This window comes from Actinokineospora inagensis DSM 44258 (assembly GCF_000482865.1).
Classification (GTDB): Bacteria; Actinomycetota; Actinomycetes; order Mycobacteriales; family Pseudonocardiaceae; genus Actinokineospora; species Actinokineospora inagensis.
The window spans coordinates 116,837-140,820 of record NZ_AXWW01000017.1 but is presented as its reverse complement, the minus strand read 5'-3'; the positions used below and the strand labels follow the sequence as shown (position 1 = coordinate 140,820).

The window sequence follows — 23,984 nt, the reverse complement described above, 5'->3', positions numbered from 1 at the left end:
AGGTGCGCCCGCGGGATCGCAGGCGCACCTGTCCTCTGTGGTCAGCAGTTGGTGATGTCGCCTCCGTCCACGGTGCAGGTGTCGGTGCCGAGGCCGCCGTTGGCCGTGTCGCCGCCGACGCCGTCCCGCACGTCGATGGTGTCGTTGCCGTTGGAGCCGCTCACGGTGTCGGTCCCGTCGTGGTCGACGAGGACGTCGTTGCCGTTCTGGCCGTCGAGGATGTCGTTGCCCGCGCCGCCGTAGATGTGGTCGTTGCCGTTGCCGCCTGCCACGACGTCGTTGCCGTCGCCGCCATAGAGCGTGTCGTCGCCGTTGCCACCGTTGAGTGTGTCGTTGCCTGCGCCGCCATAGATGATGTCGTTGCCGTTGCCGCCGTTGATGGTGTCATCACCACCCAGGCCGCAGATGACGTCGTTGCCGTTGCCGCCGTTGAGCGTGTCGTTGCCGGGCGTGCCGGTGATGGTGCAGCCGAGGGCGTTGTTCACGGTGGTGGACTGCGCGGCGGTGTTGTTGCCGGTGTTCGGGTCGGTTTCGGTGGCCGCCGCGGTGGAGGTGGCGGTGATGGTGCCGGTGGCCGATGGCGTGACCGAGATGGTCACGGTGGCCGTGCCGGACGCGGCGACCGCGCCGAGGGTGCAGGACACGGTGGGCGCGGAAACGCTGCACGAGCCCTGCGAGGCGGTGGCCGCGTTGATGGTGCGGTTGGCGCCGGACAGCGTGGTGGACACCGACACCCCGGTCGCCCCGGCGGGTCCGGCGTTGGCCACGGTCACGGTGTAGGTGTACGGATCTCCGCCGAGGGCGACCGGGTCCGTCGAGTCGGTGACCGAGACGGACAGGTCGGCGCCCGGCGGTGTGGTCGAGATCGACCAGTCGGTCGGGATGACCGGGGTTGTCGTGTCGTAGACGATCGCCTTGCCGGAGCCGTCGGGGTTCATCGACAGCAGGCCGTGGCTCTGCCGCCACGCGACGACCTTGGTGCCGTCGGGGGACCAGACCGGGGACGACTCGTTCTCGGAGTCGTTGGAGAGGTTGGTCTGGTTCGTCCCGTCGGCGTTGATGGTGTAGATCTGTGCGGGGAAGCCGATCCGCGACAGCGAGAAGGCGATCTTGGTGCCGTCCGGCGACCAGTCCGGCTCGGCGGTGGCCGTGGTGAGGCCCACCGAGGTCAGCGTGGTGTCCCCGGTCCCGTCGGTGTGGATCGTGTGGATGTTGCCGGTCCCCACGTAGGCGATCTTGGTGCCGTCCGGCGACCACGACACGTTGGTCCCGGACACGCCCAGCGAGACCGGGTTGGTGCCGTCGGGGTCGATGGTCGTGATCGTCCCGTCGACGACGTAGACGAGCCGGTCGCCGCCGGGGGACCAGGCCAGCGAGTTGCTGAGGGCGGCGGAGCCGGTGGTCACCTGGGTGACGTCCGTCCCGTCCGGGTCCATTGTGTACACCTGCCTGGTACCGGTCTGGGTACCGAGGAACGCGACCTTCGTACCGTCGCCGTTGACCCTCGGTTCGGACGCGGTGCCGCCGGTGCTGGTGAGCTGGGTCGGGTTGCCGCCGTCGGGGTCGACCGTGTACACCTCACCCGACTGCCGGAGGTAGATCTTGCCGTTGGCACCGGGGAAAGCGGCGTGCGCCGGGGCCGTCACGGCAACCAGCAACGCCAGCACCAGCGAGGTCACGGAGCCGAGAGCACGTAGGCGCCGTACGGGTCTTCTGTGGATGGGCAAAACAGCCTCGATTCGTGGTGACCGGAACCACCTACCGCGGGTCCGGCCGTACACAGTGGACTCTGGTCTCGTCAGTGGCGTTGGATGAGGTCGCCGCGGGCGGTGGCGGGCGCGAGAGTGGCGTTGCCGGCGAAGGTGGCCGTGTAGTGGCCCGCGAGCAGTGCTTGCAGGACCGGGCACGGGCCGTAGCAGGTCGCCACGCCGCTCGCGTTGGTGGTGGCCGTGCACACGGGGGTCGAGCCGACGGTGAAGGTGATCGTCTGGCCAGGGACGGCCCTGCCGGTGGTGGTGTCGGTCAGCGTCGCCGACAGGTTCAGCGTGAGGAAGAGGTGACCGGGGACCACGGAGAACAGGATCGGTCCTGCGGTCAGGCTCGTCGTGTCGGCGGTGTAGGCGTACCGGTCGGCGGAGCTGGTGGTGCTGGTGCCCGCGGGAGTCGTGACGGTGACGTCGACCGGGCCGGTGGCCGTGGCGGCGGGTGCGGTCGCGGTGATCGAGCTGTCGCTGTTCACCGCGAACGTCGCGGTCGTGGCGCCGAAGTGGACGGTGGTGGCGCCGGTGAAGCCGGTGCCGGTGATGGTGACGGTGGTGCCGCCCGCCGCCGGGCCGCTGGTCGGCGACACGCTGGTGACGGTGGGTGCCACCACGGTCGCCGGGCCGATGACGATGGCGTCACCTGCCAGGAATCCGCTGATGGTGCCGGTCACGGTGTTCGTGGCGGTGTCGATGACCGACACGGTGTTCTGGTTGGTGGTGTAGGCGGTGCCACCGTCCGAGGACACCGCGACGGCGGTCGGGAAGGAGCCCACCGGCACGGTGGCGGTCACGGTGTTGGTGACGGTGTTGATGACCGACACGCTGTTGCTTGAGAGGTTCGTGACGTAGGCGGTGCCGCCGGACGGGGTGAGCGCGATCGCGGTCGGGAACGAGCCAACCGGGATGGTGGTGGTCACGGTGTTGGTGACCGTGTTGATCACGACCACGGTGTTGTCGTCCCGGTCGACCGCGTACAGCAGGGTTCCGGTGGGGTTGACCGCCACGGCGGAGACGCTGCCGCCGATCGGGATGGTCGCGGTGACGGTGTTGGTGCTGGTGTTGATCACCTCGACCGCGGTCTCGTTGCCGACGTAGGCGACCGTGCCCGCGGCGTTGAAGGTGACCGACAGCGGGAAGTCGAGCCCGGGAATCGTCGCGGTGACGGTGTTGGTCGCGGTGCTGATCACCGAGACGGAGTCGTTGCTCGCGTTGGCGACGTAGACGGACTGACCGTTGGGGTTGATCTGGATCGCGCCCGAGTTGAGACCGACCCCGACGGTGGCGGTCACCGTGTTGGTGCTGGTGTCGATCACCGAGACCGTGCCGTTGCTGATGCCGTTGCCGGAGTTGGCGACGTAGACCCGCGAGCCGTCCGAGCTGATCGCCTCGCCGCTGGGTTGCGACCCGACCGGGATGGTCGCGGTGATGGTGCCGGTGGCCGCGTTGACGACCGAGACCGTGTTGGCCCGTTGGTTGGCCACGTAGAGCGTGCCTCCCGTCGCGGCCTGCGCGGTCGGGCTTGCGAGCACCGACAGCGCGGTGGCGACGACGGTCGCGCCCAGACCGAGTGCCGTCCATCGGCGGTGGTGGTCCCGAGTGTGGTGAATCATGTGCGCATTCCTCCCTGACAATCAGGACAGAGATTCCGGACGGCCGGTGACAGTGCGGCATCCGTTTCGTACAGGTATCACCACATGTGCCTGCGATCCAGAAACGCGGAGCCACTCACTCCGATGACGAACACCATGTCACCCCGATGGTCCAATAGTGCGAAGTGGACTCGTGGTGTGAGTAGCACGCGGCAAAACGACATTTCGCGTGGGCTCGTCCACTATTTCGATCGGTTTCTTTCACACCCGATCCGGCGGGTTTCCGGACAATGAGGAAGTCTCGACATGAACCAGGGTGGGTGTTGGTCCGACCGTCCAGACCGCTCGGCGGACTTTGGTCCGATTGGGAGTCCGGTCCGCATGTCCCGTTCGGACTGTCCTTTTCGGTCGATACCGGCCTGGACCAAATGGGTCAACCCGCGGGGCCGCCACCCCTGCTTGGTGTGCCATTCATCTCAGGTTCGGATTGGTGTCCGGGAGGTGGCCCTAGGTTTCCGGTGGCGGCTGGTGGCCCCGCCGCGCGCCCGGCCCGACCTCCCGCCGACGAGAAACGGTCCCGCATGTCCATGATGGTGCCCGACGAGGTGCGCAAGCTGTTCCTCGTGGTCGCGGGCGAGGAGTGGCCGGATGCCGACGAAGACCGGTTGCGGGTGTTGGCACAGGCCTGGGCGGTCGCCGGGCAACGGTTGACCGGCGAATTGGCGCCCGAATTGGGTCGGGTGGTGGCCGGGGTCCGCACCCATTTCACCGGGGCGGCCGAGCAGGCGTTCGCGGCGCGGCTGGCCCCCTTCGTCATGGGCGACGACAACTACCTCGCCGCCGCGTCGGCGCAGTTCCAGGGGCTGGCGGACTACCTGCGCAATCTCGCGGTCGACGTCGAGTACGTGAAACTGGTGTCGATCCTGAGCCTGGTCGCCCTGGCCGTGGAGATCGCGTGGGCGGTCTCGGCGGCGGCGGAGACCGGCGGGGCGAGCATGGCCTGGCTGGCCGAACGGGTCGCCGCCGTCCGGTACCTGCTGCGCAGCGCCGTCGGCAGGCTGCTGATCCGGTTCGCGCAGGCCGAGGCCGTCGGGATGGCCTTCCAGGTCGTCATCGACGTGGTGGCCCAGTCGGTGCAGTTCGCCATGGGCACCCGGCACGTGTGGAACACCGACTACACGACCACCGCCCTGGCCGTCGGCGCGCTGGGTGGCGTGCTGATGATCCCGATCGCCGGGGTCGGCGAGGTCATCGCGCACGCCGCCGCCGAGGGCGTGCAGTCCGCGCTGGCCAAGTTCGCCCGGTTCGCCGAGTCCATGCCGCGCTGGGCGCACACCATCCCGGAGTTGATCAGCGAGGTCGGTGTCGAGGCCTTCCACGAGGCGTTCACCGAGGCGGTCTACAACTTCCTCACCTCGGGCACCTTCGCGATGAACGTCTTCTCCGCCACCTCCGGCGGCGTCTCCGGTCTCGGCGGCGGGATGGCTCGCTCAACTCGCCACGCGCGAATCGGCGCCAACAGCCACGCACCCTCCCTCGCAGGCAAGACCCCCGAGGTCGGACCCGCCACACTCGCACCCGAGCCGCGGCACTTCCTCGCGGGCAGCGAGCCCACGCCTACCACCATCCACAGTGGTACTCCGGAACACCACGTCACGCCCCAGGAAACGCCCACCCACGCCACACAACTCCCGCCCGTCGCACCCGCGGCGAACCAGCCACACCCAACCCACGTCCCACTCGCGCAACAAGCGAACGAGCACAGCGAAATCCGGCATCCGGCGGCCCACACCCCAGCAGGCGCGAGCACAGTCGACTCGCCCGCGACCACGGCGACCCGACTCGTGACAGCGCAAACCTCGACCCAGCACCCAACCGCTGAGCCGACAACCACACGAACGCCAACCACCTACCCCGCGTCGGCGCCCCAGCCCGCGCCGACGCGAGCCGTCCAGCCGGGCCAACAGAACAGCGCCTTGGGCAAACGGTCGCGACCGATCAACGAACCGGACGTGAGCCCGCAGCCCGTTGTCACGTCTTCGCGCAGCCGGAACCATGCTCCGCGACCGGATGACATCCCCATGTTCGGGCCGCCCGCGACGGACCTCGGCATGCCGAGCACGATCGCGCCCGCCACGAACACCCCACCGGCGGCCACCGTCGCCACGGCCTCGGCGGGCCCGGACGAGATGGTCACCTCGGACGACGGCGAGTCGACCACATCCCACCTCGACGAAGACAGCTTGTCCACATCGAGCTCCGACACCTATACCGACTCCGAGCTGTACGACGACAGCTCGTCCGACTCCGGTGACTCCACCACCTCGTCCGAGTCGAGCACCTCCACCACGCCGCAACCCGCCACAGCAGCAGCCACCGCTCGACCCCTCGTGCTCGTCCCGCGGGTGATCCGCCCCGAGGACATCGATCTCGTAGCTCCCTTCGACCCCAACGAAGTGCGGACGCCTGCTCCGCACTACGCCCCCGGCGCGCGGATGAGAGCGGTCGCCACCAAGCTGCACACCCACGGAGTTCCGGCCAAGCTCCGCAGGCTCGACCCGGTTCCGGTCCCCGAGCCGCAGGACGGTGTGCTGGCCGCGTTGGCGGGGCAGCGGTTCACCGACTTCCGCGGTTGGCTGTCCCGGGTCAACCCGCCCGGTTGGGACCGCAACTGCGTCAACACGGCACTCGCGTTCCACGACCTCTGGTGGGCGGGGATACCCAGCACCGCATGGCCCAAGCCGGGAAACACCGCTTCGTACGCCGAGGTCACCGGGTATCCGCGCGAGCAGATCGGTTACGGCGCCGCCGCGATCGAGATGGTGGCGAACAGCCTGCGGGCGGGCGGCCACGGATCGGCGGCCCTGGTGGGCGGCCAATGGGCGGGCAACTTCGCCGGGCACGCCTGGAACATGGTCAACCAGAACGGCGTCGTCTGGCACGTGGACGCCCAGCCGGGGACCTACTACCAGCAGATGGACCCGCTGCAGCGCCAGCTCCTCGGTCCGGTCGAGGCGGTCGTGATCGGTCCACACGGGACGACTCTGCCCGTCGTACCGCCCGCCCTGTCGACCAGCCAGGGCACGACCGGCGCCGATGTGCGCGGCTACCGGCAGGCGACGGAGGAGGTAATGCTCCTCACGCGGTACCGAACGCCGACCGCGACCGCGGTCGCGATGGCCGAGAAGTTCGCCCGGGAGACGAGAGCCGCCGCCGACGCCGCGCGTGATCGGGCGGCCATGGACGGGATGACGCCTGACGCGCTGCGGTCGCGGATCGAGAACCACACCCAGTTCCTGACCCACTACGAGACGGAGTTCGCCCGGCGGCAGCAGACGGCGATCTACCTGCGCGGACTCACCACGATGCTGGATCCCCGGTTGGCAGCCGCGGCCCGCATCCAGGAGGCGCAAGTCAGTGCCGCGCTACGGGTGGACGCCGAGCTGGTGCGCAACGCCCGGCAGGAGGCGGAGTCCCTGCAGCGCATGGCGATACGCGCCGCCGCGGCGGCCGACGCGGTCAAGCACGCGGACGACGCCGCCGTCGCGCTCGGTCTGGCCAAGGCGGCACACGGCCGGGCCAGACTGGCGGGCAACTACCTGGCGGTCTACCGGTCACAGGTGGCCACGGCGGCCGCCAACTTCGACTTGGTCCCGGTGGGCACCTCGCCGGAGATCCGGGGGCTGCGCGCCGCCGCCAAGGAGTTGACGTGGACGCTGGCGAGCCAGGCCGGTTTTGAACGGCGCGTCGCGCAGAAGGCCAACCGGGAGGCGTGGGAGGCTGTCCAGACCGCCATCCGGGCGATGGGCCCCAGCGAGGTCGAGCGGGCCGTGACCCTGCTGCGCAACCTGCCCTTCGACCGCCGGATCGACGTGGTGCGGGTCGCCGCCACACCGCTGGCGGGCCTGGTGACCGGCTTGCTCACCGAGCCCGCGGCGACGCGCTCACCCGCGCAGATCTTGGCCCACGCCGTGCGCGGACACCTGGCCGCGATCATCAACGGCGGCCACGAGGTCACGCTCCCGACGGGCACCGGTCCGGTACCGGTCTGGCTGACCGGACGCGTCCTCGCACCCGACGACATCCGGCTGACGGCGGGGGTGCTCCGCACGAACCACGAGCATCCCGCCACGGTGACCGCCACCGATCGCCCCGGAGTACGCACCGGCGACCGGTTGGTCGCGCGCGTGGAGCTGGAGGTCGTCGCGACCCGGCTCGACCGGGACACCGAACCGAGGTCGGCGGTCGTCGAGCTCGAACTGCGGGTGCCCATGACAACACCGATAAGACCGACAACACCGATAAGACCGACAACACCGATAAGACCGACAACACCGATAAGACCGACAACACCGATAAGACCGACAACACCGATAGTGCCGACAACATCGACACCGCCCGCCCACGCGGTGGTGCCGCAGGCGAATCGGGGCGAACTCGTCGCGCGGGCGGTGATCCAGGCTGAGCACGACATCACCGGCTGGGTGGCGAGCGTGGTCGGCCGGGAACACCAGCCTGCGGTGACGAGCTGGCTGACCTCGGCCGACGTGCTGCGGTCGGCCGACCGGGAGCGGCTGTACCGGGAGTTCGGCCCCACCAGAGTGCGGGTGATCGGTGGCAGGCTCAAGGCGTCCCTGCTGGGACAGTCGACCGAGGTGGTCCAGGAGGCGGACACCCGGCAGCACCCGGGTCGGGGTGGCACGCTCTCGCTGAACCGCGTCGCGACCATGACGACCGTCTACTACCGGTTGCACCGGAACGTGTCGGTCACCGCCACCGGACAGTCCCGAATGGATGGACGAGCCAAGGCGAAGGGACTCGTGTTCGGACTGGTCTCGCTGCCGATCGTCGACGCGGTGCGGCTTGGCCTGCCGTTGCCCGCCCACCTGTCGCCGAGCGCGCACACGCCCCGGGCCGCCGGACTCGCCGACCACTACCGGATCGGCACCGACGACATCCTCGACGTGCCCGGCAGGCAGCGGATCGTGGACATCCTCGGCGTTGGCCTCGACGCGTCCGGTCAGCAGGCGGTGCACGCGGCGTTCCACGACGTCGCCGAGTCCAGGAAGTCCCTTTTCGACGCCCTGCACGGCGTGCTCCAACTGACCTGGACGACGGGGGAGCAGACCCATGTCCTGGACGTCAACGCCGCGATCCGCCCGCCGGACAAGACTTTCGCCGCGGCGCGGACCGCCGGGTTCACACGGGACAGGACGACCTTCACCACCGCCGCGGGCCGGAGCGGCCAGGACACGAGGCACCGAGCCCAGAACGGTGCGCACCGCGGGTTCCTGGGCGAACTGGAGTTCGTGGTGGTACACCGGACCACCACCGAGCCGATACCGTTCCAGCTCATGTACCCCACCCACCCGAGCACGCTCGTCGAACCCGGCGCGGACGAGATCGCCGCGGCCCGCGAGGGCGCGCTGGTGGTAAGCGGTCCCGGCAACCTGCGCGTGCTGAGTGTGCCGGAAGCCATCACCGTGTACACGAGCGAAGACAAAATGCCGTGGTCCGACCGCCTGTTCTCGACTCCCGGGACATCCGGTCTCACACCGGGGATCTACGTGGGCGACGCGCCGCCACTGTCCGCCTCGGCCCAGGCCCACGCGGTCGATCCGGCGTGGTTCGGACCGTTCGCGCAAGTCGAACACATGCGGATGACCCACAACATGCTGGAGGCCCCGCACATCGCACTCGCCACAAGCGTCGAGGAGGTGACCGGGCCACAACCGACACTGTGGACACCGCAACAGTCAACGGCACCAACCGCCCACCTTTCGCTACCCGAGTCCGCACGCTCGAACAACTCACCCGACGCGTTCGGCAGCGATCCGTTGTCACTGCTGCGAACCACTGGGGAGTCGACGCCCGAACCGAGCACGCGCGGCTTGGCGCCGCAGTCCACCGGTCAGTGGCCGTCGTGGGGACGGCGCGAACTCGTCGAGTCCACCAGGGAGCCGGGAACACCGCGGCGAACCCTGGGCTACCGGCTCTCGCCGCTGACCAAGCCGGGCACGGCACCGGGGGAGGTGCTGCGGCAGTTCGCGTCCCGGGCGGGCGCGCGTGCTCTCGCCCTGCACGGGCTCAACGGCGAGATCAGCGGCCCACACCCGCTGCTCGCGTCCGGCGCGTTCACCGGCGTGGGCGGCTCACTCACGGTGCGCACGGAATTCTCGTCGCCGCGATTGATCGATGTCCGCGACCTGGGTTTCCTTGAGCGCCACGACGTCCTGGACCCGGAATCGAACGCGCAAGAGCAGCAGATCAGCTACATGGGTCCCACGGCGTGGCTCGCGCTCGACGCCCGCTTCACCTTCACCGGCACCCTCGACCTGCGCCCGGCCTCCGACATCGGAGCACATGGCACCGATCCCTTTGGTGCCAACCCTTCCAGTTCCGCAGGCGCCCAACCGGTCCAGGTGACCGTCGACGAGCCGGAAGCGGTCCTGGTGGAGCTGCCCCTGCGCACCGCGGCCGACTTGGTGACGTTGTCCGGAGTGCCCGAGATCCCCGGGATCGACGTGCTCATCGACAGGACCACCGCGGCGGCCGCACCGGGGTCCCAGCAACTCCTGCCGGATACCGGCTATCTCGCGTACGGCCCCGCGGCGCTGATGGACGCCAAGCTGCGTGGCGACGATCCGCTGTCCGACGTGCGCGCCAGGCTGACCGAGCTCGGGGTCACCGCCGCGTGGCAGGACAACGTCGTCGACCGGCTCACCAGGCTGTTCACCAGCCCGACCGAGTGGGTCAACCTCCGCGAGGCGCTCGGCGGCGAACACGTGGTCCCGGTCCCCGGCGACGGCCTCTACCTGACCGACGTCGTCGACATCCGGATCACCGGGAGGCGGACCCGACCGGACGACGGCGCGCCCCCGGTGCCGGGCCCCGCCCCGGTCGACTTCCCGGTGCTCAACCGGGTGGGGCTGAAGGTCGGCGGGCAGAGCACGCCCGCCGCCGGTTCACCCCTGCGCGGCTTCCGCCACCTCGATTCCTACCCCGACGCCCAGCACCTCCCGTACGACGTGACCTACACCCTGGAGATCACCCGCGGGCAGGTGCCGTTACCGCCGGTCGACACGATCACCCTGGCGGTCGGTGCCCTCAGCGGCAGCGGTGCGGCGGGCACCAGATCGGCCCGGGTGTTCGGCCGGATCGCCCTGGTGTCACCGCACGCGGACGGGATACCCGAGATGGTCGCGCCCACCGGTGACCCGACCATCGAGGTGTTCGAGTACAACCCGCTGATCCGGCCGGACGACCCACGGCCCGTCCTGCCCGCGGACGCCATGTGGAACGTCGTGGGCGTCGGTTCGACGACGGCGCGCGCCATCCGGTCGGTCGTCTACGCCCAGCTCGGCCGCGCCCCCATATCGGCCGGTCGGCGCCCGACCATGCCCCAGGTCGCCGCCGCCGCGGCGCGGACCTCGTGGGCCACCGAGCGGAGCACGCCGTCGGAGCTGGCCATCCAGCGGCTGACCACCGGTCAGTCGCTGCTGGCCGGTGCGCGGGACCTGGTCACCGGGATCCACCTGCTCACCGAGATCACCGGCCCTGAGCGCGCGATGTTCGCCCCCAGGCTGAGCGCCCGCCTGGTCCCGGGGACGTTCACCCTGGTCGGGGCCAAACAGGGCCCGACCGCGGTCACGCACGACCTGGAGAGCGCGGACACCGACCCGGCCGGGTACCCCCGGACAACCCGGCACCAGGGTGGCGACTCCTACCTCTTCACGGTGGACGCGGAGTTCCAGGTGGACACGGTGTCCTCGGTACTCGGGTCGAGCCCCACCACGGTGCGGATCACCACCCACCAGGACATCCGGGTCCGGGTCTGGGCGACCGACGCCCTGCGCGCGGGTCTGCTCAGCCTCGGCGAGGCGTGGCAGATCACGAACGTGCGCCTCGACGGGCTCGCCTACACCCCCACCGCCGACGGCGTCATCGTGCACCAGCATGGCCTGTCGCCGATCGCGCCCGCGCCGCGGCAGTTCCCGGTAGGTTCCGACCTGCGGGGCCGGACCCTCTACATCGGACCTGGAGTGGACGTGGCCGCGGTCAACAAGGTACTGCTGACGCTCCCAGCCGCCGCACAGCCGGGCCGCTTGCTGGCCCTCCCCGGTAGCGGACAATCCGTGCCGCTGTCCGAGCCCACCGGAAACCCGCCCATTCCACCGCGAGTTTCCGCGCCATCAGACGGATCCGTGCCGACCGACGGATTGCCCCTGTTCGACCACCCCGGATCTGTTCCCGTCATCGATATACCGGGGAACCGGCACGTTCTCCTCCCGGTGACCAAGCTGGAGCCGCTGGACTTGTTGGTACCACAAGGCACCAAGTTCATCGACCCTCGCGAGTGGACACACCTCGTCAACGGCGGAGAACACACCAACCCGGTCGACGCGGTACTGGCCTTCCACTCGACCTACCACGGCACCCCGGTGGTCGCCGGCGTATCGACCACCAGAACGCGGGAGCCTGCGGACTGGACTCAGTACCCACCGGAGTACTTCGGCCCCGGTCGCCGCGGCCTGGAACGGGTTGTGGACCAGATCACCCTCGCAGGCCACGGCTCGGCGGCCTTGGTATTCGGCGCCCACCCGTTGAACGTGGTCAACCACCACGGCGAAGTCCTGCTCATCGACCCGTTACACGGCACAATCACTCCAGCCACACCAGACACGATTACCACCCCAGGCCCGGTGTACGCCGTCCCGCTGACCGCCAACAACGAATACATCCGTTCTCGTGGCGACCTCCCCACCGGAATCGCCCACGAATTCGACGACCTCACCCACACCGATTCCCCCAACTGGCTCCCGCACCTCGACCGGGTAACCGACGAACTGACCAAACACCGCCGAATCGAGGCCGACCAGGGCACCCCGTCCCGCTCGTTCCTCCGCAACCGCATCGCCGCCCTCGGCGCCCACCGCCAACACATCATCGCCACCCACGTCCGAGCCGCCGCCACCCGAGGCGGAATCATCGAACTCCCCGACGACCTCGGCACCCTCGTCCCCCACCGCGGCGGCTGGGTCCTCCTCACCCACACCCCCGCCGACGCGGGCCAGGTCGCCCTCCTCGCCTCAACCGTCCTCAACGGACAAATCACCGCCATGGTCGTCGACCCAGATCTCGACGAGCTACGCCACCTCAAGTTCCCGCCACGTGGCCGCCCTCTCCCCGCCGACCCTGTGCAGGCTGAAATGGAGGAGCGCGTTCCGGCCAGGCTCCGATGACCCCGCTCCACCACGACGTCACTCAGAACAGGGTCGCGGGCTCAATCGGCTCGGGCTCAGGCAGCGCGTCGAGGCCAGGCACAAGCGCCCGCACGTCGTCATAAAACCGCCGCGCGAGCGCGGGCGCGTCATTGTTGTCCGGGGTGTGCAAGAAAACCGTTGGCGACCGCCCCTCACGCAGCCATTCGGCGACCACCGCGGTCCACGGCCGCCACCCCTCAACCGTCTCCTCGACCGAGTCCCGACCCAGATACCGAACAATCGGCTGCTCAGTCAGCGCCCGCGTCCGCCGCGGCAGCCGGGGCTTCTTGGCCCAGGCATCCTGTTCGGCATCACTGGTCGGCGGACTCTGAAAGAAGACCGTGGTATCGAACGGCACCCACTCCGCATCAGCGTGGGCGAGAACCCCTTCCAGCCCCGATGTCGAGTTCGGGTCAGTGAAGAACCCCGGATGCCGCACCTCCACGGCCCGCCTGCGGTCGGCAGGGAGCCTGCGCAGAAAGCGACCAAGCACATCGACATCCGAAGGCCCGAACGAGCCGGGCAACTGAGTCCACAGCACCGCCCGCTCCCCGAGCGGTTCGATCGCATCCAGAAACGCCCGCATCTCGGTTTCAACACCAACCAACCGCCGCTCGTGCGTGACAACCTTGGGCAGCTTGACCACGAACCGGAACCCGGGATCGGTCTGCTCCGCCCAAGTCACCACGGTCTTCCGGGCGGGAGTCGCGTAGAACGTGGTGTTGCCCTCCACCGCGTTGCACCAGCCCGCATAGGCCCGCAGGCGCTCGTTGGCAGGCAGCGATTGCGGCAAGAACCGCCCACCCCACGCCTTGTGCGTCCACATCGCGCAGCCAACATGAAGCCGTGCCACCCCGTCGTCAACTCCCCTCGCTCGTGAGTGACGATAGCCTGCCGCAAGACACCAACCGGAACAGATCCGCCCGGAAACCCACGTCGCGGAGGGGTGGATCGAGAACGGGGTTCGGCCGCCGAAATCCGGGGCGATCGGTGCTGATCGGGCGCGGTCCACCATCGACGGGTGTAGCGTGGGTGTCACCGAGAGCACTTCGCACGCCGGCAGTTGAGCCGGCGTCGTCCTCGGCGAACCCAACACCGGTCGAGACGACCGGGGACGGGAGCACCGACATGAGGTCGGGCTCACACTCTGACATCCACACTGGCATCAACACTGGCATCGCCCAACAGACCGCGGTGGACGCACCGCGCCCGCCGCTGCGCCTTCGGCTCAAACCCAAAGCTCCTCCGACGGGATACGTCGACGGCGCTTGGTGGCCACGGTCACGCGAACTCGCCGACGAACTGGTGGCGCTGACCGACGTGCTCGCCATCCGGCTGGGTCCCGTCGCCCGAGTGGCATTCGATTCCGCGGCGTGGAACCCGGTCGCCGACGTGGATGGTCGAGTGATTCGACTGGTAGCCCTTCGCCCACAGGAAAAGCACGTCCTCCGAGTGTCGGGATCGGACGGACGGCAGCTCACGCTGCTCGTCGTGCCAACAGAGGCCTCCGACGAAGCAGGCCACGACGCCATCATGCTGGCGGCCCGGCGTGCCAACTCGGACGGACCGGCTGACATCCTGGCCGCCGCGGGCGTGGTTCCCACTGCCGTTCAGCAGAACACCCGCGGCGTCCTGCGGCCTCGGTTGCGTACCCGCCGCCCGCAACGGTAATCCCCGTTCTCCCCTTCCGGTTCACTCGTTTGGACTACCTCATGGTTGTTGTCATCGTTCTCGCCATCGCTTTCGTCGCTCTGCTGCTGGCGTCCGCCGTCCGCATGGTGCAGCAGTACGAGAAGGGCATCGTGCTGCGCTTCGGCCGTCTGCTCCCGGACATCCGGGAACCCGGGCTGCGGTTGGTCATCCCGATCGCCGACCGGATGCGGAAGGTCTCCATGCAGACCATCGTCATGCCGATCCCCGCGCAGGGTGCCATCACCAAGGACAACGTCACGCTGACCGTCGACGCGGTCGTCTACTACCGCGTCACCGACCCGGTCCGGGCCGTCATCAACGTCCAGCACTATCCGACAGCCGTCTCCCAGGTCGCCCAGACCTCACTGCGCTCGGTGATCGGCCGCGCGGAGCTGGACACCCTGCTGTCGGACCGTGACCAGATCAACGCCGAACTGCAGTCCGTCATCGACGCGCCCACCGAAGGACCATGGGGCCTGCACATCGATCGCGTCGAGGTCAAGGACGTGGCGCTGCCGGAAGGAATGAAACGCTCGATGTCGCGGCAGGCCGAGGCGGAGCGCGAACGTCGCGCGCGGGTGATCGCCGCCGACGGCGAGTTCCAGGCGTCAGCCAGGCTCGCCGACGCGGCTCGGACGATGGCCGACACGCCAGGAGCCCTGCAACTGCGCCTGCTGCAGACCGTGGTCGACGTGGCCGCCGAGAAGAACAGCACCCTCGTCATGCCGTTCCCGGTCGAGCTGCTGCGCTTCTTCGAGCGGGCCACGCAGCCCGAGGAGACCGCGGCGGTGGAGGGTAACGGCCACCAGAAGGACGCGGTGCTGAACGCCACCACCGTCGCCAAGCTCAACGAGATCACCGACCACAAGACGTGACCCACAGCGCCTGCCTGCCTCAACGGGTCACGCACGATCCAGTCCCTGGCGGCTTCCCACGCGAGGCCATCAGGGATCGGCGCGCGCGGCGGCGGTCACCACCGACGACCGGTTGTCCGTCCAACATTCCCACTGGCGTGCCGAGGCCAGGTGAGGACAAGGATCACGATGGCAGGCACCTCATTGAACTGGGCAGGCTCGCGGGTCGTCGGTGTTCACCGCGCGGCGGCGGCGTGGACCACCAGCAGTGGGCAGGACGCGTAGTAGATGAGGGCCTGGCTGGTCGAGCCGTGCAGCATGCCGGTGAACCCGCCGTGGTCTCGGCAGCCGACCACCAGCAGTTGGGCGTTCTCTGCGTTGTCCAGCAGGCTGCGCACCGGCCGGTCGCGGCTGACGACTTGGCGCACGGTCACCTCCGGGTACTTCTCCTGCCACGCCGTCAGTTGCCGCGCCAGAACTTCGCGTTCGTGGTTCTCCATCGCGTCCCAGTCCACGGCGAACTGGTGGGCGTAGGTGTGGGCGGTGACGGAGGCGAACTCGGTCCAGGCGTGCACGGCGACCAGGTCCGCGCCACGGGCGGACGCCTGGTCGAAGGCCACCGCCAGTGCGGGCTCGCTGGTGGGCGTGCCGTCGACCCCGATCACCACGGGACCGACCGAGGGGGGCGCCCCGTCGTCGGTCCAGCCGCGGATCACCGCGACCGGGCACCTCCCGCGTGCGGCGAGCGCGACGGCGGTCGAGCCGATCAGCATGCCGCTGAACCCGCCCAGCCCTCGGGAGCCGAGCACGACCAGGCATGCCCTGGCGGACTCGTCCACCAGGGCGGGCACCGCGTCGGAGGTCCGCAGTTCGGTCTCGATCCGCAGGGTTGGGTGAATCCGCAGCAGCGCGTCGCGCAGGTCGTCGAGCATCCGGTTGCCGTCGGCCTCGATCGCGGTGAAGAACCCTTGCGGCGTGCCGAACCCGCCCGCGTGGGCGTAGGCGGCCACGTCGACGGCGCGCAGCAGCCGCAACCACACGTGCCTGCGGGTGGCTTCCGCCGCCGCCCAGTGCGCTGCGTGGGCGGCGGAGACCGACCCGTCGACCCCGGCGACCACCGGCAGCGAGGACATGGCGTTGTTCATCGGAGAGCTCCTGTTCTTCGTGGCACGCGGGTGCCGGTGCTGAAGCGCCCCACGCGCCGCCGCAGCCCGCGGCCGCGCGGCGGGTTCGCAGGCGGTCCGACGACCCGGGCGGCGCGGTAGAAGGACCGCTTGCCGATCTCGATCAGGACGAGGTAGCCCACGACCATGCCCGCCAGGGCGGCGTAGAAGGCCGTGGGCAGCGGGCGGAAGCCCAGGGCGTGGGCCAGGGGTGTGACCGGCAGCAGCGCGCCGACGGTGACCACGCCGAGCGCGGCCAGGGTCAGCGGCAGGCTGGGGTGGCTGCGGAAGAACGGGACGGTCCTGGTGCGGATCGCGAAGATCACCATCGTCTGGGTGGCCAGCGACTCGACGAACCAGCCGGTGTGGAACTGCTCGGGCCCGGCGTGCAGTACCCAGAGCATCAGGCCGAAGGTGGCGAAGTCGAACACGGAGCTGAGCGGGCCGAAGCGCAGCATGAACCGGCGGATGAACGCGATGTCCCAGTGCGACGGTCTGCGTAGCTGTTCGGCGTCGACGTTGTCGGTGGGGATGGCGAGTTGGCTTGTGTCGTAGAGCAGGTTGTTGAGCAGGATCTGCGACGGGAGCATCGGCAGGAACGGCAGGAACAGCGACGCCCCGGCCGCGGAAGCCATGTTGCCGAAGTTGCTGGAGGTGCCCATCAGGACGTACTTGATGGTGTTGGCGAAGATGCGCCTGCCCTCCACGACGCCGTCGGCGAGCACGCCGAGGTCTTTGTCGAGCAGGATGACGTCGGCGGCGTCCTTGGCGACATCGGTGGCCGAGTCGACCGAGATGCCCACGTCGGCGGCGTGCAGGGCAAGCGCGTCGTTGACCCCGTCGCCGAGGAACGCGACGCCGCCCGCTGACCCGCGCTGGACTCGCACGATCCGCGCCTTGTGCTCGGGACCGACGCGGGCGAACACGGTGATGTCGGGGATGGCGGCGGCGAGGGCGTCGTCGTCGAGGGCATCGATGTCGGTGCCGGTGAGCGCGCCACCCGTGGCCAGTCCGAGGTCGCGGCAGACCTTGACGGCCACGGCGGCGTTGTCGCCGGTGACGACCTTCACCGCGACGCCGAGATCGGCCAGGCGGCGCAGCGCGGTTCCGGCGTCGGTCTTGGGCGGGTCGAGGAAGACCAGGAAGCCGCGCAGGCACAGGCCCTGTTCGTCCGCCGGGGTGAGTGTCGACTGATCACCGGCGAGTCGAGTGGCCACGGCGACCACGCGGTTGCCCGCGGCGAACTCGGCGGCCAGCGCGGTCCGCGCTCCGGGTGGCACGCCCGCGCAGCGGTCCAGGACGGCTTCCGGCGCGCCCTTGGTGATCAGGGTCGACGACCCCGAGTTGTCGCGGGTGAGCACGGAGACCATTCGGCGGTCGTGGTCGAAGGGCAACACCGCTGTCGGCTCCCGTCCCGCGACGGTCGCGCTCAGCCCGCTCGCGGCGGGCGAGGCCCACATGGCCTGGTCCAACGGGCTGCCGCCACCGGCTCGCGCGGATGCCTCGGTGCACAGCAGGCCCCACCGCAAGACCTCGTCCGGAGTGTCGGCGGCCGCGGGGACGGCGCGCGTGTACTGGACCCGGCCCTGGGTGAGGGTTCCGGTCTTGTCGGTGAACAGCACGTCGACGTTGCCCAGGTCCTCGATGCAGACCAGCCGCTTGACCAGGACCCGGCGGCGACTCATCCGGCGCGACCCGGCGGCGAGGCTGGTGGAGACCACGGCGGGCAGCAGTTGCGGGGTGATGCCGACCGCGATCGCCAGCGAGAACAGCAGCGCGTCGAGGATCGGTTTGTCCAGCAGGACGTTCGCCACGAAGATCGCCGCGGTGAGCGACCCGGCGACGTAGACCAGCAGCATGGAGAACTCGCGCAAGCCGATCTGGAACTCGGTGTCGAGCGGGTGGGTGTCGAGCCCGGCCGCGATCGAGCCGAACCGGGTGTGGGCGCCGGTGGCGACCACGACGCCGACGCCGGAACCCGCCCGGACCACCGTGCCCATCAACGCCGCGCTGGACAGTTCCGCGAGCGGGGTGCCTGGCGGCACCGGGCCGGTGGACTTGTCCACCGCCAGCGATTCACCGGTCAGAATGGACTCGTCGCATTCCAGACCGGTGGCCGACAGCAGCCGCAGGTCCGCCGGGACGATGTCACCGAGGCGCAGTTCCAGCACGTCGCCCGGCACGAGCACGGTGACGTCCACCCGCGACCGGGTGCCGTCGCGGATCACGGTGGTCTCGTGGCGGATCCGGGAGTGCAGGGCCTCGGCGGCCTTCTCGGCGCGGTACTCGTTGCTGAAGCCCAACCCCACCGACACGATCACGATCGCGGCGATGATGATCGCGTCACCGCGCTGCCCGAACAGCGCAGACGCCAGCGCCGCCGCCAGCAGCAGCCCGAGCAGTGGCGACCGGAGTTGGTGCCAGAGCACCGGCAACAGCCTGGCGCGGTGCGAGGACACCGCGTTGGGCCCCCACCGGGCCTGCCCCTGGCCGACGTCCTCGTGGGTGCGGCCCTGATCGGCGGTGACGCCGAGATCACGGAGGACATCCCCCGCAGGACGGGCAGCGGCGGTCATCACCTCGGCCACCGGTGCACTCGGCCGGTCCACTCCACCGGTCTTCACCGCGGTCATCGGGATCGCCCGTAGCGATGAGTCCCGTGGCGCTCCCGCCGTTCCCGCGGTATCGCGCAAGTCGAGGTAGTACACGGCACGAGGGTGAGGAGCGCGGTGTCGGAACACGTGACTGAAGGCACGCCCGGTAGTAAGGCGATCGCGTTGAGCGAGACCGGTGAGGTCAGCAGGCGCACAGGGGCGAGATCGGGCAGGCGGGCCCGCACAGCGTCGTCCCCTCGCACCGGGCCGCTGCGAGGCGCACGGCCGTGTGTGATCCGGTGTCCCACCGTGACGGACTCCTCCCAGCCGCGCGGCGCCCTGACCAGACCGCGGGCATCGGCGGGGAGGTCGGTGTCGCGTAGCACGGCGACGTCGTCAAGCAGGCGCGGGTTCGGGCTCGACGACCCGGCGTTGACGGTTGGCACCCGCACCGTCAGTTCCCGGACCGCAGAGTCCAGCAGGCGATCGCCGGGTCGTCCTCGCCGTGTTCCCGGGTGTGCCGCCGCGCCGCCTCCCGGTTGTCGGCCATCGCCTGGCGCAGCCCGGTGGCGTGGTGGCCCAGCGCGGGCACGCGGTCGATGACGTCCATGACGAGGTGGAAGCGGTCGAGGTCGTTGAGCATGACGTTGTCGAACGGGGTCGTCGTCGTGCCTTCTTCCTTGTAGCCGCGCACATGCAGGTTGCGGTGGTTGGTACGGCGGTAGGTGAGCAGGTGGATCAGCGACGGGTAGCCGTGGAAAGCGAAGACCACCGGCTTGTCGGCGGTGAAGACCGCGTCGAAGTCCGCGTCGGAGAGCCCGTGCGGGTGCTCGCTCTCCGGCTGTAGCCGCATCAGGTCCACCACGTTGACCACCCGGACCCGCAGCTCCGGCAGGTGGGTGCGCAGCAGGTCGGCGGCCGCCAGGGTCTCCAGCGTGGGGACGTCGCCCGCGCAGGCGAGCACGACGTCCGGTTCACCGTCGGTGGTGCCCGCCCACGGCCAGATGCCCAGCCCCCGCGCGCAGTGCGCGATGGCGGCGTCGATGTCCAGGTAGGTCAGCGCGGGCTGCTTGCCCGCGACGATGACGTTGACGTAGTCCTTGCTGCGCAGGCAGTGGTCGGTCACCGACAGCAGGGTGTTGGTGTCCGGCGGCAGGTAGACGCGGACGATCTCCGCCTTCTTGTTCACCACGTGGTCGATGAACCCCGGGTCCTGGTGGGAGAACCCGTTGTGGTCCTGACGCCACACGTGCGAGGACAGCAGGTAGTTGAGCGAGGCGATCGGCGCCCGCCACGGGATGCCGCGGCTGGTCTTGAGCCACTTGGCGTGCTGGTTGAGCATCGAGTCGACGATGTGCACGAACGCCTCGTAGCAGTTGAACAACCCGTGCCTGCCGGTGAGCAGGTAGCCCTCCAACCAGCCCTGGCACAGGTGCTCGGAGAGCACCTCCATCACCCGCCCGTCCGGGGCGAGGTGGTCGTCGCCGGGCACCGTGATCGCGTTCCACGCGCGGTCGGTCGTCTCGAACACCGCGCCAAGGCGGTTCGACGCGGTCTCGTCCGGACCCATGATCCGGAACCGGTCGGTGTTGGCCGCCACGACGTCGCGCAGGAACGCCCCCAGCACGCTGGTCGCCTCGCTGGACTCGACCGCGGGACGGTCGACCGGCACGGCGTGGTCACGGAAGTCCGGCATCGACAGCTCGCGCAACAGCCTGCCACCGTTGGCGTGCGGGTTGGCGCTCATCCGCTTGGTGCCGGTCGGCGCCTGGGCACGCAGGTGGGGCAGCAACCGCCCGGTGTCGTCGAACAACTCCTCGGGGCGGTAGCCGCGCAACCACTCCGCCAACAGGGCGCGGTGCTCGGGATTCGTCCTCGTCTGCGACAGCGGCACCTGGTGCGCCCGGAACGTCCCCGCCACCTGGACGCCGTCGACCTCTTCCGGGCCGGTCCACCCCTTCGGGGTGCGCAACACGATCATCGGCCACACCGGACGACCTCCGGTCGCCGCGCCGCGGGCGGTGCGTTGGATGGCGGCGATGTCGTCGAACACCGTCTCCAGCGTCGCGGCGAGCAGTCGGTGCACCTCGGCCGGGTCGTCACCGGTGACGAAGTGCGGCTCGTAGCCGTAGCCGCGCATCAACGCGGCGAGCTCGGTCTCCGGGATGCGGGCCAGCACGGTCGGGTTGGCGATCTTGTAGCCGTTCAGGTGCAACACCGGCAGCACCGCGCCGTCGGTCACCGGGTTGAGGAACTTGGTGGAATGCCAACTGGCCGCCAGCGGACCGGTCTCGGCCTCACCGTCGCCGACCACGCAGAGCGCGACCAGATCCGGGTTGTCGAACACCGCGCCGAAGGCGTGCACGAGCGCGTACCCGAGTTCACCGCCCTCGTGGATCGACCCCGGCGTCTCGGGTGCCACGTGGCTCGGGATGCCGCCGGGGAAGGAGAACTGGCGGAACAGCGCCCGCATCCCGTCCTCGTCCTCGCCGATGTCGGGGTACACCTCGCTGTAGGTGCCTTCCAGGTACGCGTTGGCCACCAGGCCGGGACCGCCGTGACCTGGTCCGGTCACGTACAGCACGTCGAGGTGGCGGCGGATGATGATCCTGTTGACGTGCGCGTACAACAGGTTCAAGCCGGGGGTGGTCCCCCAGTGCCCCAGCAACCGGGGTTTGACGTGCTCGGCCAGCAGCGGCTCCCGCAGCAGCGGGTTGGCCAGCAGGTAGATCTGTCCGACCGAGAGGTAGTTGGCCGCACGCCAATAGGCGTCGACCAGTTCCACATCCTCACGGGTGAGGCCGGTGGCGGGTCCGGCGGCGGAGGTCAGCACGACGATGACTCCTCGGGGGCGCGGTGCGCTGGTAGCACGGTCGCCGTCCGGGGGCACGGGGCGGTGATGGGTTGTGCGAGGTCAGGCGGTGTCGGGAACGGCGGCTCGACCGCGGGTACACGAGTCGCCATCGACGCGACGAAGCCTACGCCCCTGCCTGTACTCCGACGTGATGAAGCCGTCGACGTGACGACGTGCGCCACCGAGGTCAGTGGCGATGCCCTGGGCGAGCCGAACCCGATCACCTGGCGGGAAGTGAGGTGGGGCTTTCCCGGCGCAGGGGTGTACTGTCGTGTGCAAGTGCCCTGGACCCCGGTGTGACCTCAACCTGGGGGATCGGCGAATGGCGCATCTCGACGAGAATCCCGTTGCCGCACCCGGCGTGGGGACTCGCGTTCTCCCGCAAGTCCAAAAAGGACTGTCGTGGTGGTTGGGGACCACCCGGAGAACCCACGGCGCCCGACGCCTGGGTCCTACCGCGGCCCCGTCCGGTGGGCGGCGCCGCCCACCGAGGAACAGGACACACGTGGACCAGCTCAGCCTCGGCGTCATCGCCCACTCCCGAAAAGAGCACGAACTCCGACTTCCCATCCACCCGCTGCACCTGGACAGGATCGACGCGGACCTGCGGGATCGCGTCTACCTGGAGCGCGGCTACGGGGAACGCTTCGGCGTCTCCGACGAGCAACTCGCGGCATCCGTCGCGGGAGTGCGTTCGCGCGAGGAGCTCATCGCGGAATGTGATGTCATCCTGCTGCCGAAGCCGCTCGCCGACGATGTCGCGGAGCTGCGGGAAGGGCAGGTGCTGTGGGGTTGGCCGCACTGCGTCCAAGACGAGAAACTCACCCAGCTCGCCGTTGAACGACGGCTGACGCTCATCGCTTTCGAGGCGATGAACCACTGGACCGCCGACGGCTCGTTCGGCCTGCACGTCTTCCACAAGAACAACGAGCTCGCGGGCTACTGCTCGGTGTTGCACTCCATGCAGTTGCTCGGCTCGACCGGTGACTACGGGCGACGGTTGCGCGCCGTCGTGATGGGGTTCGGTGCCACCGCGCGAGGTGCCGTGACGGCTCTCAACGCGCTCGGGGTGCACGAGGTCAACATCCTCACCAACCGCGGCGTCGCGGCCGTCAGCTCGCCGATCCACTCCGCGCGGATCATCCACTTCGACCACGACGGCGCCGATTCGCGACGCGGCCACGCCTTCACCGCTGACGGCCGCGTGCCGCTGCCGGCATTCCTCGCCGGACACGACATCATCGTCAACTGTGTGCTCCAGGACACCGACGCGCCGCTGGTGTTCCTCACCAACGACGATCTGTCCATGTTGGCGTCGGGGACCCTGGTCGTCGACGTCTCCTGCGACGCGGGAATGGGCTTCGAGTGGGCCCGCCCCACCTCGTTCGCACAGCCGGACTTCCTGCTGGGGGACCACGTGCGCCACTACGGTGTTGACCACAGCCCGTCCTACCTGTGGAACTCCGCGACCTGGGAGATCAGTGAGGCGTTGCTCCCGCATCTACGCCCGGTTCTCACCGGCGCCTGGGACTCCAGCGAGATCATCCGGCGCGCCATCGAGATCCGCGAGGGAACCATCCTGAACCCCCGCATCCTCTCGTTCCAACATCGATCATCGGAGTACCCGCATGCCCGTGTCTGAGCCGCGGACCGCCCCACCGGTGGCCCCTGTCGACGCCGCCGACAACTGTGCCGTGTGCCCCCACCCGTGGCACGACCACGACCCCATCGGCGTTCGCTACTGCACCGCGACCAAGGCTTCCGCGTTGCCCCGGGCCTGCATCTGCCGGTGACGAGCGACACCGGCGAACTGGCCACGCCGAATACACGGCCACTCGCAGCGAGTCCGGCCGTGGCAAGCGACCACGTCTCGCACGACAACCATCGACGCGCCGCTGAGCCAATGAACCGGTGGGGACCGAGGGCTATCGTCCGCTGTGGTCGAGGACGTTGCCGTTGACGCAGTGGTTGACCGTGTTCCCGTTCCACGCGCCGCCGACCGGGACGACCGCGAGTTCCTGGAAGCACACGGACGCGGCGGCGAAGTTCCAGTTGTTCGCCGCGTTCACGCCAACGCCGAAGTTGACGTCGAGACCGCCGTCGGCGAGCGCGGACCCCGCTGTTGCCAGTACGGCCGCCGCCGCGACCAACAGTCCGCAGGCGAACCGGGACAAGACAGTCACAAGAATCTCCTCTCGATAGGACTAGCGGC

At 69.5% G+C, this 23,984-nt stretch carries 13 protein-coding genes; 5 read left to right on the top strand and 8 right to left on the bottom strand.

The window, feature by feature from the left end; genetic code table 11:
- Positions 1-41 precede the first annotated feature (41 nt).
- Together H504_RS43575 and H504_RS33785 are read right to left on the bottom strand one after the other, a co-directional pair.
- Positions 42-1,679, bottom strand: a complete 1,638-nt coding sequence (locus H504_RS43575) for a DUF11 domain-containing protein (RefSeq protein WP_026422286.1) — start codon at positions 1,677-1,679, stop codon at positions 42-44.
- Positions 1,680-1,798: 119 nt separating this feature from the next.
- Positions 1,799-3,373, bottom strand: a complete 1,575-nt coding sequence (locus H504_RS33785) for an IPT/TIG domain-containing protein (RefSeq protein WP_051385595.1) — start codon at positions 3,371-3,373, stop codon at positions 1,799-1,801.
- 560 nt (positions 3,374-3,933) lie between these two features.
- Here H504_RS33785 and H504_RS0107530 point away from each other — a divergent pair.
- Positions 3,934-12,594 carry a toxin glutamine deamidase domain-containing protein gene (locus tag H504_RS0107530; RefSeq protein ID WP_026422285.1) on the top strand — a complete coding sequence of 2,887 codons (8,661 nt, stop codon included), beginning with the start codon at positions 3,934-3,936 and terminating at the stop codon, positions 12,592-12,594.
- Between the two features lie 22 nt (positions 12,595-12,616).
- On the opposite strand, the gene H504_RS0107525 is transcribed toward H504_RS0107530, so the two are convergent.
- Positions 12,617-13,441 carry a DUF72 domain-containing protein gene (locus H504_RS0107525; RefSeq protein WP_026422284.1) on the bottom strand — a complete coding sequence of 275 codons (825 nt, stop codon included), beginning with the start codon at positions 13,439-13,441 and terminating at the stop codon, positions 12,617-12,619.
- 368 nt (positions 13,442-13,809) lie between these two features.
- Between H504_RS0107525 and H504_RS40915 the strand changes: the two genes are divergently transcribed.
- Positions 13,810-14,286 (top strand): DUF5994 family protein, encoded by a 477-nt coding sequence (locus H504_RS40915; RefSeq protein WP_157440265.1) that lies wholly within the window; start codon positions 13,810-13,812, stop codon positions 14,284-14,286.
- Between the two features lie 41 nt (positions 14,287-14,327).
- Entirely contained in the window at positions 14,328-15,182 is an 855-nt protein-coding gene (locus H504_RS33780) for an SPFH domain-containing protein (protein WP_051385605.1), read from the top strand.
- 215 nt (positions 15,183-15,397) lie between these two features.
- On the opposite strand, the gene H504_RS0107505 is transcribed toward H504_RS33780, so the two are convergent.
- The 4 genes from H504_RS0107505 to H504_RS0107495 form a co-directional block, all read right to left on the bottom strand.
- On the bottom strand, positions 15,398-16,306 hold the full coding sequence (locus tag H504_RS0107505; RefSeq protein ID WP_245614104.1) for a universal stress protein: 909 nt from the start codon (positions 16,304-16,306) through the stop codon (positions 15,398-15,400).
- Positions 16,303-19,032 carry a magnesium-translocating P-type ATPase gene (mgtA, locus tag H504_RS33775; RefSeq protein ID WP_245614103.1) on the bottom strand — a complete coding sequence of 910 codons (2,730 nt, stop codon included), beginning with the start codon at positions 19,030-19,032 and terminating at the stop codon, positions 16,303-16,305. The genes H504_RS0107505 and mgtA overlap by 4 nt, the downstream gene beginning before the upstream one ends.
- Complete coding sequence (locus H504_RS43990; protein ID WP_425394042.1) at positions 18,954-19,181, bottom strand: hypothetical protein; 228 nt, start codon at positions 19,179-19,181, stop codon at positions 18,954-18,956. The genes mgtA and H504_RS43990 overlap by 79 nt, the downstream gene beginning before the upstream one ends.
- Before the next feature lie 191 nt (positions 19,182-19,372).
- Positions 19,373-21,748, bottom strand: a complete 2,376-nt coding sequence (locus H504_RS0107495; RefSeq protein WP_026422281.1) for a phosphoketolase family protein — start codon at positions 21,746-21,748, stop codon at positions 19,373-19,375.
- A gap of 529 nt (positions 21,749-22,277) precedes the next feature.
- Between H504_RS0107495 and H504_RS0107490 the strand changes: the two genes are divergently transcribed.
- Positions 22,278-23,414: a N(5)-(carboxyethyl)ornithine synthase gene (locus H504_RS0107490; RefSeq protein WP_026422280.1), complete on the top strand. Its 1,137-nt coding sequence runs from the start codon at positions 22,278-22,280 to the stop codon at positions 23,412-23,414.
- On the top strand, positions 23,401-23,565 hold the full coding sequence (locus tag H504_RS43985; protein WP_425394041.1) for an RGCVC family protein: 165 nt from the start codon (positions 23,401-23,403) through the stop codon (positions 23,563-23,565). The genes H504_RS0107490 and H504_RS43985 overlap by 14 nt, the downstream gene beginning before the upstream one ends.
- A 132-nt stretch (positions 23,566-23,697) precedes the next feature.
- On the opposite strand, the gene H504_RS0107480 is transcribed toward H504_RS43985, so the two are convergent.
- A complete protein-coding gene (locus H504_RS0107480) occupies positions 23,698-23,955 on the bottom strand; it encodes a hypothetical protein (protein WP_035303541.1) in 258 nt (85 codons plus the stop codon).
- Positions 23,956-23,984 lie beyond the last annotated feature (29 nt).

What these genes read in the sequence shown, in the direction of transcription:
- H504_RS0107530 (WP_026422285.1), top strand. Translation starts at nt 3,934, where the DNA reads ATGTCCATGATGGTGCCCGACGAGGTGCGCAAGCTGTTCCTCGTGGTC.
- H504_RS0107505 (WP_245614104.1), bottom strand. Translation starts at nt 16,306, where the DNA reads ATGAACAACGCCATGTCCTCGCTGCCGGTGGTCGCCGGGGTCGACGGG.
- H504_RS43985 (WP_425394041.1), top strand. Translation starts at nt 23,401, where the DNA reads ATGCCCGTGTCTGAGCCGCGGACCGCCCCACCGGTGGCCCCTGTCGAC.
- H504_RS33780 (WP_051385605.1), top strand. Translation starts at nt 14,328, where the DNA reads ATGGTTGTTGTCATCGTTCTCGCCATCGCTTTCGTCGCTCTGCTGCTG.
- H504_RS33785 (WP_051385595.1), bottom strand. Translation starts at nt 3,373, where the DNA reads ATGATTCACCACACTCGGGACCACCACCGCCGATGGACGGCACTCGGT.
- H504_RS0107525 (WP_026422284.1), bottom strand. Translation starts at nt 13,441, where the DNA reads ATGTGGACGCACAAGGCGTGGGGTGGGCGGTTCTTGCCGCAATCGCTG.